The organism is Okeania sp. SIO2B9, assembly GCF_010672505.1.
In the GTDB taxonomy this organism is placed as follows: domain Bacteria; phylum Cyanobacteriota; class Cyanobacteriia; order Cyanobacteriales; family Microcoleaceae; genus Okeania; species Okeania hirsuta.
The window spans coordinates 1-10,320 of sequence record NZ_JAAHGK010000094.1; the positions used below are offsets into that span (position 1 = coordinate 1).

The following is a 10,320-nucleotide window of genomic DNA, read 5'->3' on the forward strand; positions in this document are numbered from 1 at the left end:
TGCAATTTGGAAATTATAAATGAAACTTTTATTTTGAAAGTTTTAAATTAGAGGTTATACCAAACCTAGTTATGGCTTGCTGATTAAATATCAAAGCATTCATTGATATTGGTTTTAGGCAATTTATGTCTTGAAAAAGTATGAGCTTTTCAGCAAGGGATTGTTAAAAAAGTGAAGATTTTCACCGAAGCAAAAGCCGAAAAATCACTCTTACTACTGTGTTGGCCACTGACTCTGTAATTTCCATTTATTCTACGTTCTAACTACTCCCTACTTCCTACTTCCTACTCCCTACAAACAGCAAAAAGATTTTCCATACGCAAACCCTAGTTAGTTATCAAAAGGTACTTTTTCCAAATCTATTCTAATCTTTCTACTTTCTACTTTACTTTCTTAATTAAGATACTATCATTGCCATTATGACATAGACAATAGTCATAATTAAACATCTATAGAAAATATACTTCCTGTTTTCTCTTCTGAAAAGCTTTATCTGTAAGCTTTTTAAGGTTTAATAATTGCTGAAAAAATATAGGTATAAATTAAATTTATAAAATATTGTCAAATATATTTGAAATTTAAACTTAATTTTCCCAAAAAAGTTTAAATGAGCTATCTAGGGGAAAAATAGGGGTAATTTGGCTGCGATCGCCTCTGTTTTAGCCATTTATTAAAAGTGTTGATATGCAAGAAATACAGGGTGGTTGCTTATGAAGAAATTTTCGTGTATTTTTGAGGTAAGTAATTAGCTCTGCGTAGGTGCTTATTAAAATGAAGTAGAGAATTAGGGTTTGTTGAAAAAAGCAAAGTGTGGGAAGTGTGGGGAGGGTGGGAAGACAGAGAAAGTAGGATGAATAATTGTTCGAGAGATTTTCCTGCCCCCCTTATCCCAAAATACTTGCTTTTTGAGCTTTTTCCACTTAAAAGCTGGTACTTTTTCCAACCCAAAAAGGCTAAAGCCAATATCAGTCAGTACTTTCAGGTTTAATCAGCAAGCCCGAATTAGTAAGTGGTGGTACGATAGCGCAGCTAAACGTAGTTATCGCGTAGCGGAACGGAGTTCTATCGCGCTAGTATTCAGCGGAGCATGGGTAAGCAAAACCTACTTTTATACTTTTCTTTTCTCTAATACAGCAGCAACTAGAGACAATGCAACTAAAGGAGCTGTAACTGCTCTGAGAATACGTTTACCCAGAGAAACTGCTTGAAAACCTGTGGCGATCGCTGCTTCTATTTCCACATTAGTCCAACCTCCTTCCGGACCTGTAATTATTACTATTGATTTTGGCAGTTGATTATCTAATAAATTCTCAAGTAAAGAAGAGTAGTTATTACGAGCGACACATATATATTTGTAATAATTAGATAAAGTTTGACCATCGAATAATGATAAAGCTGCCGAATATTCCATAGTTTCTCTGATTATTGGAACTATTTGACGCTCTGATTGTTCAGCAGCTTCACGGGCAATTTTTTGCCACCTTTGCAACTTTTGCGGACTAGGTTTTAGTAAAGTTCTAGAACTTATAACTGGCAAAATATGAGTAACTCCTAATTCTGTACTTTGCCTAACAATTTCATCAAAATTATTTCCTTTGGGTAAGGCAGAAATTAGAATCAGGTCTATGGGTAGTTCATTTTGAATAAAAATTTCTTTCTCTAAAATTGCATTGATTGTACTTTTTTTAGAGGTTTCTGTTTGAAGTTTCGCTAACCAAGAATTACCTTGACCATCCATTACAATAAATTGGTCTCCTTCCCCTAGTCGCAACACTCGACCTAAGTAATGCTGTTGTTCAGGATTTAGATATACTTTCTGTCGTTCAATTTGGTGGGGGGCGATCGCTAATCTTTGCAAATTAGCCATATCTAGAAAAAAATTTAATTGTTCAAACTTGGTTATTCTTAAATTAGACATCTCCATAAAAGAAGGAGTAGGCGGAAATAATTAATGATTTATGTACAATAATTAATTTGATTTTTGATTATTGGAGATGTCTAAAAGTTCTGAAACCCTGATGCTACTGTGCCAAAATCGGTATTTTTGGATAGTTCTAACTATCGAGTTATGTGACTGGGTAGTAAATTTATTACAGCTAATTGAAATTGATATTTCAGATTCACTACCACATCATATTTTTAACCTACGATCAAGTTATGTGACTGGGTAGTAAATTCATTACAGCTAATTGAAATTGATATTTCAGATTCACTAGCACATCATAATTTTCAGCCTAGAAATACTGAAAAACTCTTTAGGTGGGAGGGGTTTTTAATCTACCTCGAATTTTGAATTAGAGGACAATTACTACCCCTTATCTCCCACAACTTTTCAATTTCTTGGAGTGAAATAATCTATTAACTATTCTTGCTTAAAATTAGTTTCATCAGCAGCAGATAAGCTTTCGTTATTCCTAATTTTCTCCAGGTATTCTGCAATTGCTTCAGTTGCTAATTGAACTACTGGTTTACCCTGACGCTTTGACTCTTCTTTTAGTTTGGTATAGATTTCATCTCTAACGCTAACCCGATGTCGCATTTTACTGGTATCTTTTGGCTTCTCTGGAAGAGCTGTTTGACCAGCTTCTGGAGAAAAATTAGAAGGAGTGGATTGACTAACCTCTTGACCAAAACTAGAAGGGGTTGGTTGAACAGCTTCTGGAGAAAAATTAGAAGAGGGTGGTTGACCAGCTTCTGGAGAAAAATTAGAAGAGGGTGGTTGACCAGCTTCTGGAGAAAAATTAGAAGAGGGTGGTTGACCAGCTTCTGGAGAAAAATTAGAAGAGGGTGGTTGACCAGCTTCTGGAGAAAAATTAGAAGAGGGTGGTTGACCAGCTTCTGGAGAAAAATTAGAAGGAGTGGATTGACTAACCTCTTGACCAAAACTAGAAGGGGTTGGTTGACCAGTTTCTGGAGAAAAATTAGAAGGGGTGGGTTGACTAACCTCTTGACCAAAACTAGAAGGGGTGGATTGACTAGCTTCTTCACCCACAGCAGGAAATGGTGTTGTAGTAGTATTTGCCACTTCGCCAGATACAGAAGTATTTACTGACTGGGTTTCACTTACTGTTGATGTAGTTACTGGCGGAGTACTATCAAAATTAACGGGTGAATTTACTGGATTATTAATCAGATTCGTTTCCTGATTATTTTCTTGATTTGTAGTTACCCCTTCTTCTTGAGGTTTAGTTTCTGGAGTTGCTTCAGTAACATTAGTAACTACTGGAGTATTATTTTCAGAGTTGGTTGAGGTCAACATTGAATTGTTAATATCTGTATTCATTGAGAAACTAGATTGATAGTTGGTTACGAACTGACGGATGGCTTCAATACCAACACGATTGCAGAAATCGCCGAAACTCTCATCTGGTTGGCGTTGTTGTTTGAAATAGATAAATATCAATTCCAACTCAGCTTCCAGATTATTGATATGTAATTTGTCAACATAAGTTTTTGCCAGTCGTGTTTGATTGGGTGAACCCCCTAAGCAAATCTGATAAGCATCAGGAGCACTACCGACAAATCCTAATTCGGCCATATAGGGTCTAGCACAACCATTGGGACATCCTGTCATTCTAATCACAGGATGCTCCTGTTCTAGTCCCACCTTGTCCAACAATAACCGAATTTGTCCCAGTATACCAGGTAAGGCCCTTTCTGATTCGACAATTGCTAGTCCACAAGTTGGCAAAGCTGGACAGGCCATGCTGTAGCGTACTAAGGGGTCAATATCTTTTTCTTTCCTGACACCATGTTGAGCCAGAATTTGTTCTATTGCTTGTTGCTGCTGTGGTTGAATTTCATAGAGAATTATGTTGTGATTCGGTGTTAACAACATAGGTAGTTGAAACAACTCAACAATTTTCCGCAGTGCTGTTTTTAGCTGAAATGATTCTTCATCTTTAACACGACCATTTTCTACAGAAATTCCTAAAAATAGCTTGCCATCTCCTTGTTGATGCCATCCCAGAAAATCCAAATATTTCCATTCTGGTAAAGGTTTAAAGGGGGCAATGGATTTACCAAAGTATTCTTCTAATTTGGCCTTAAATTTTTCTATTCCCCAGTCATGGAGTAAATATTTCATTCTGGCATGGCGACGGTTGCTGCGATCGCCATAATCTCTCTGAGTTGCTACTATAGCCTTGATTAATTCATAAATATCTTCCTTGGCCACATACCCGACCTCTTGGGCCAAACAAGGGAAAGTTTCTTCTTTTCGATGAGTTCTACCTAGACCCCCCCCTGCTAAAACATTAAACCCTTCTAATTCTCCTGTTTCATTGGTAATTACGACTAGGCTAACATCTTGAGTGTATAGGTCTACTGAGTTGTCTCCTGGTACGGTTACAGCACACTTAAATTTTCTTGGCATATAGTGAGTACCGTAAATAGGTTCTTCACTATTGGTGAATATTGTGCCATTACTATTAAGTTGTCTAGCAGCTTTTACTTCAGGATGTTCTTCTGCACTAATTACTTTTTCCCCGTCTAGCCAAATCTCATAATATGCACCTGTCTGTGGTGTTAATAAATCTGCTATTTTATTCGCATATTCTTTTGCATATTCATATTCGCGACGGTTTTTATATGGAGCTGGAGGAGACATTACATTTCTATTAAGATCCCCACAAGCTCCTAGAGTCGATCCCATACTTTTTATTATGGATGATATAACCGTTTTCAGATTTTTCTTTAAGATGCCATGCAACTGAAAACCTTGTCTGGTTGTTACACGAAGTGTATCATTACCATATTCATTAGATAAACGATTTAAGGTGAGAAAAAGTTGTGGCGGAATAAAGCCACCTGGATTTCTAGTGCGAAGCATCATTTGATAATCTTTTTCTTGCCCTTTCGCTCTATTATCCCGGTTATCTTGTTGGTAAGAACCATGAAATTTGAGTATTTGAATAGCTTCTTCAGTAAAGTGCGTTGTATCTTCTAGCAGTTGAGTTGCTAGGGGTTCCCGCAAGAAATTGCTATTTTATTTTATACCTTCTACCTTAGAAGGTTTTTGCTCTTTTTGTACTAAATTTTGAGATGGAGTTATCATTCTAAAGTTGCTAATAGCTAATATTTAAGTAGAGTTACCGTATTAAATATTCCTTTAATCTTATAATTAGGAATGTAGTTTCCTTAATTTTATTTATTTATAATTCACTATATGTTTATTTTTACTAATCTTTTTATTTTTAGCATTTATAATAATTTACCATTAATTTACAAGTAACTCATTAGTCTTTTATTATACTCTCATATAACCGTATTTTGTCAACCTTATAATGATTCCTTGTGTCACTTATATTTTTTTCGCCTTGAAAACATACGGTATTTGATTTTTCTTGATTATAGAATTTTCAGTATTAGTCACACTCAACTATTTTCGTTCTAAAAATGCCTAATTCACTTATGTACCAAGAAGAAAACTACGTCGTCTTAGAACCAAATAAACCTGAGCAGTTGATGACAGGTTTAGAAATACTAGAAAAATTGCGGCTTATTCTAGCTCAAAAACAACATGATTTACCTAGAGATTTACAAAAGTTATCTTCCCTAGATGCTCAAGCTCAACAACTAAGAGATACCTATTGTGAATATGAATTAAGCAATGGTAATTTTATACAATGGTATGTGGTGCGTTTGGAAAAGTAAGTTTCTACCATAAGATTTTTATTCATTTCTAATATATCCACCCCCCAGCTAAGAGCTGATTTATCAAGTAAATATTAAGAGGCTAAATTCCTTGCTATATTTAGGCTTGGCGAGTTTTTATCCAGTAAATCCCAAATTATTAAAAGCTAGGTAGTATAAGACTTTTCCAACGGAGATGCTGGGCAAACAGCTAAGTTGACAAATCAGCTCTAAGGGAATTTTTTCAATAACATTTTCTCTTTCGTGTAGCGGAACAAAGTTTTATCAGTTATCAGTTAATGTTTTTAACCAGTTTGTAATTGACTCCCACTATTTATTTAAAAGTTAATAGTTATAAGTTTCCAACTCCAATAGACCATTTTTTTGCTAATTAACAGATTTAATCTTAAGTGTTTGAGGTGGATTAGGATAGGAAGTATCGGGTATAAGGATATGACTTCTTTTAGCTAAAATTTGAGAGATACAGTTTCAATGCTGAACTACTTGCTAATAACTGAAAACTTTTGCCTAATAACTATTTAACTAACCAATTATCAACCCGTTCACTGTTAATTGATTCAAAAGCAGGTCTTTATTTGTGAGTTTTATGCAAGCTGATTAATTTTGCTACTTTTGACGACTTTTAAAAGAATATTTTCTTCATCAACTTGCCGATGCAACTATCTAAAAGATTACTTTTTGAAAATACTTCTACACCAGAAAATAAAGTTAATATTTTCTACAAAATATCAATTTATTTTTGATTAAGTATTAAAGATTATATATTTATAGCGGTTTTCATTAACATAGAATATAGCTGTTAGGTCTGTAACTTATTAAACTTAAAACATACTTATATTTTGTCTGTAGTCTACCTTTGTGAAAACCACTATAATAATTGGCAGTCCTGCAACCGTAATAGTGGGACTTACACAAAATAGAGCCATAAAATAGTCTCAAATATATACAGGTAGAGAGTTTTACGTCAAAAAGGTATAATTCCTTCACAAGCACGGGTTCCAGGCATTTTTAGGCCATTGACGTAGTTCCCTTATGCAGACGACTCTTAGGCATTTTTTTGCCAGAAAATGTGTAAGTACCAATAGTATTGATTTAACTGGGGACAAATTACCTAATTATATTAGCTGTGATTACCTCAGATCCAATTAAAAGAAAGCAGTTGAGGGATGGTGTTTTGTTCCGCAACATGTAAAGCGGAGCAGCTCTGTCACTCTTCGGGTCTCCTCGCCATATCCAATCGACCAAGAGAGAGGATGTATTTCTGTTTCTTTCCTACTCACAGTTTTTTCCACTACCCATCGACTCATCGACCCATCGACCTATCTCCTTCTACCATTACTATGTACCACTACCTGATAATTTTATACTTCTGGAGTAGTTATCAGAACTAAGTCAATCTTTCCTTCTGTAGGTTGATTTACCTCTGCTTTGATATTTGGTCCAAAAAAACTTGATAGTTTATCTTGTTTCTGAAGCCAAGTATCTAACGGAATTGACGGAGAAGAAAATTCCAGCACTAAGGCATAATTATCATTAATATCTACTTCCCTTAATCCCTTAAGTATTGGTGTTTCTTCATCTGTGGGACTTAAACCTAAGAGATTAAGAGATTCTTCCAAATGTACTTTTTGGCCATATCTATACCGAGTCACATCTTTGCGTAATTGATTTTGGATGGGAGTAGCTTGTTTTTCTCTGAGAGTTACAATTTCTTTGGTAGTTGGTTGTGTAAAAGTTACTGGTTCAAGTTCAGCAGCTTTGAGAGCAAGTCCTCCTAGAAGCAGCGGGATTCCGTAGAAGAATCCTGCTAAATTAAGTGTGGGATGATTGGTAAAGTAAGCTGCTGTTCCAATCACAGAAATAATTCCACCTACAATTAATCCTACTGTTGCTAATGAAGTTTTACCTAGCATATCTTTAAAAAGAGAAAATATTATAATATATAGATAGTCAGTTTCTTGCTTTTATAAATTCTGTAACTAGAATTTTAGTATTGCTAAGTGTATCTTACCCTCATTATGACTTCGAGGTCAACTATTATTTTAGTTATTTTATACTTCTTTTAAAGTCGGGAACACCAAACAAGGAATAGAGGTATATTCTAGTAATTTTCAATATTGAATAAATGATTTAAGTTTCAATCTATATTTACTTATTGATTTATGTCTCCAAAAATCTACTTGAAAGAGTGAAAAATTCAGGGGTATGGAGATGTATTAAATACTAAGTCAATTATCTGACTTTGCCTAGATACTCTTCAGTATATATTAATGAAGAAAAGGTGGACTACGATCATTTTTTTGTTTATTTTTAACTGTATCAGCCATAAAATTTTTCAAAGCTTTATCTCTATTTTTCATAAAAGCTGCCCAAAATCCAGGCTGAAATTCATCCATTGTTTTTGCTAGTGCCCAAACATCTATTGCTAAAATATTGTACAATCTTTCATCCTCTTTTTTGAGGGAATCAATTTGCTTTAACATTGCTTTATCAACTGTCTTAGCTTCCTTTTCTGGATCTAAATTAGACATTTTTAGTATCTAGTATCTATGATAATTTATTTTCAATAACCAGAGATTGTTGAGATTTATAGATCTAACTATTGAGTTAAACTAAAATATCGTATTAACAAGAGTATATCAGGAATTTAAAATGGACTCACAGATAATCAAAGCAAGAGTGGCTAATATTGAGAGCAAGCGAGAATCTCTAGTTAAACTGCTAGAAAAACCAGATTTGGGTACACTCAGAATTGATATTAATCAAGCTCTAGAAGAGATTGATGACTTGATTGATGAATTAAAGCGAACTTTTCCAGATTGAGAGAAAATTAGTATTCTTCAATTCATTGGTTAAAGATAGATTGACAAACAATGAAGTTAAGAAAAATAGTTTAAATTTGCCTGATTTTTATGCTTAGAAAATACAGCAGCAGATTTATAGTTCACTTTGAAAGTTAGTATGTAATACAAAATCCGGTTTACTAAATTAGAGTTATAACTTTTTCCAGATTGGCTGTTGCTTATCTCCATGAATAATCTATTTCATTAATGGATAATGGATAATTGATAATTGATAATTACCTCTGGTTAAAACCGCTCTTGATTGAATATAAGGAAATATTATTTCTTTTCTTGGTCGAGGGATGGCGAGGAGACCTCACCATCCCACCCTTCGGGAAGCTGCGCTAACGACCGTTTTTTTCCCCTTAAAAGGGGAGGCTTCAAGGCGCGAATTATTAATTATTAATTATTAATTATTAATTATTCGGTAAACCGGATATATAGCAATCCTAAATCATCTATAAAAAATCAAAAAACCATATCAAAAGTCGGAAACTCTTATCCTTTTCTTTTGGGTTTAATACCCCGCTGTCTACAAGGTTTTTACAATTGGTTGGAGTTTGAGTCTCCATCCACTTCTTTCTTCTTCAACCTTGTTTTCAGATATATTCTTTCCTTTTTGGCAGATATTTTCACACAATCTAATACCAATTTGGAAAAATAATGTTACTAATTAATTTGGGCAGTAGGGACGAATGGCTATTTGTCCCTACTTGATCATTGAATATATGGTTTAAATGCAAAATAGCTGATAATTTTTCATTATTTTACACCAAAAACTTCATCTTCAATACCAACCCACCACTCTCCTAAATTCATTAAATCTTGATGAATATCAGCTAATTTTTTAGTATATTCTTCAGGAGAAAGTTCTACACGACGCTCTTTCAATTTTTGAATCCGAAGTTGTATCAATAGCCAAGGCTTAGAAATGCTGTTAGTTGTTTCTATATATTTGGCAAGGTCTTGGCTATCCATAAGTACTATTTTGGTTTTGTAAATTTCTCAGTATTTGTATAGTATTTTAACAGTAAAGTTAAAGGTTGAAATTTGATGTTAGTGGTCATGGCAGCGACAAGTTAGTTTTGTATTTTATTTAATAGTTATAAGTAGGTATGTCTAATTAAACGTTAAAAAAATTGTAGGGGCGAGTTTAACCGAAAGCTTTGACTTAAGCACGATCAAGTTCTAAAAATCCGCCCTCTAATATTACGTTTATTTATGCTCACCTACTTATTTAAAATAATTTTTCAACAAAATACTAACAAGTTGATTAGCGTTAAGTAGGTCGGCATTAAAATTTATCATTATAATCAGACGAAGGGCAGGAGTCAGAATGTAGAAGGGGAAAAGTTTTTGAAAGACTTGACTTTTGATTACATACTGATGATTTTTCGTGTCTATCTACTTAGTACAAATGAGTATTTAATCAAACTTTCTCTACTTATATATTATTAATATTTATTTCGTTTATTTCAGTAATAGATCGACAAAATTATTTGAGTGTGCTGAAGATCACACACACAATCTAATTGCTATCACTCTTCAATAGTAGAAGATTTTGTAAATTTATGTAAAGAAACTTAAACTTGCCTGTTTGTCTAATTAAGAATGGAAAAAATAATAAGTCATAAAAATGGAGAATTTTGAAATAGATTTACAGAGGTTAAAGGAAGAGCAAGAACTTATCCTTAACCAAATAGATAATGCTATTGCCCTATTTAATAAATCTCATCACTTAATTTTATTTAATCAAAAACTTGCTGAAATTTGGGGATTATTGCCAGAGTGGCTTGCTCTAAAGCCTCATTGTGATACTATA

Annotated in this window: 7 protein-coding genes and 1 pseudogene; 3 read left to right on the forward strand and 5 right to left on the reverse strand. The window is 33.9% G+C overall.

From position 1 onward, the window contains the following. Nucleotides 1-1,108 precede the first annotated feature (1,108 nt). Nucleotides 1,109-1,867 (reverse strand): 16S rRNA (uracil(1498)-N(3))-methyltransferase, encoded by a 759-nt coding sequence (locus F6K13_RS05670; RefSeq protein ID WP_124145162.1) that lies wholly within the window; start codon nucleotides 1,865-1,867, stop codon nucleotides 1,109-1,111. Nucleotides 1,868-3,271: 1,404 nt separating this feature from the next. Next, nucleotides 3,272-4,975: pseudogene (gene sir, locus F6K13_RS05675) on the reverse strand (sulfite reductase, ferredoxin dependent); the annotation flags it as partial. Nucleotides 4,976-5,397: 422 nt separating this feature from the next. Here sir and F6K13_RS05680 point away from each other — a divergent pair. Continuing rightward, nucleotides 5,398-5,655 (forward strand): chlororespiratory reduction protein 7, encoded by a 258-nt coding sequence (locus F6K13_RS05680; RefSeq protein WP_124145146.1) that lies wholly within the window; start codon nucleotides 5,398-5,400, stop codon nucleotides 5,653-5,655. 1,361 nt (nucleotides 5,656-7,016) lie between these two features. Here F6K13_RS05680 and F6K13_RS05685 read toward each other — a convergent pair. Both F6K13_RS05685 and F6K13_RS05690 read right to left on the reverse strand, forming a co-directional pair. Beyond that, nucleotides 7,017-7,568, reverse strand: a complete 552-nt coding sequence (locus F6K13_RS05685) for a DUF2854 domain-containing protein (RefSeq protein ID WP_124145145.1) — start codon at nucleotides 7,566-7,568, stop codon at nucleotides 7,017-7,019. A 354-nt stretch (nucleotides 7,569-7,922) separates the two neighbouring features. Next, nucleotides 7,923-8,186 carry a hypothetical protein gene (locus tag F6K13_RS05690; RefSeq protein ID WP_124155128.1) on the reverse strand — a complete coding sequence of 88 codons (264 nt, stop codon included), beginning with the start codon at nucleotides 8,184-8,186 and terminating at the stop codon, nucleotides 7,923-7,925. Between the two features lie 121 nt (nucleotides 8,187-8,307). Here F6K13_RS05690 and F6K13_RS05695 point away from each other — a divergent pair, with 121 nt between their 5' ends. Then, nucleotides 8,308-8,478: a hypothetical protein gene (locus F6K13_RS05695; protein ID WP_192901129.1), complete on the forward strand. Its 171-nt coding sequence runs from the start codon at nucleotides 8,308-8,310 to the stop codon at nucleotides 8,476-8,478. Between the two features lie 782 nt (nucleotides 8,479-9,260). Here the strand turns inward: F6K13_RS05695 and F6K13_RS05700 are convergent. Continuing rightward, on the reverse strand, nucleotides 9,261-9,476 hold the full coding sequence (locus F6K13_RS05700) for a hypothetical protein (RefSeq protein ID WP_124145143.1): 216 nt from the start codon (nucleotides 9,474-9,476) through the stop codon (nucleotides 9,261-9,263). Between the two features lie 658 nt (nucleotides 9,477-10,134). Here F6K13_RS05700 and F6K13_RS05705 point away from each other — a divergent pair. Then, on the forward strand, nucleotides 10,135-10,320 hold a 186-nt coding region (locus F6K13_RS05705; RefSeq protein ID WP_287287011.1), incomplete at its 3' end, for a hypothetical protein.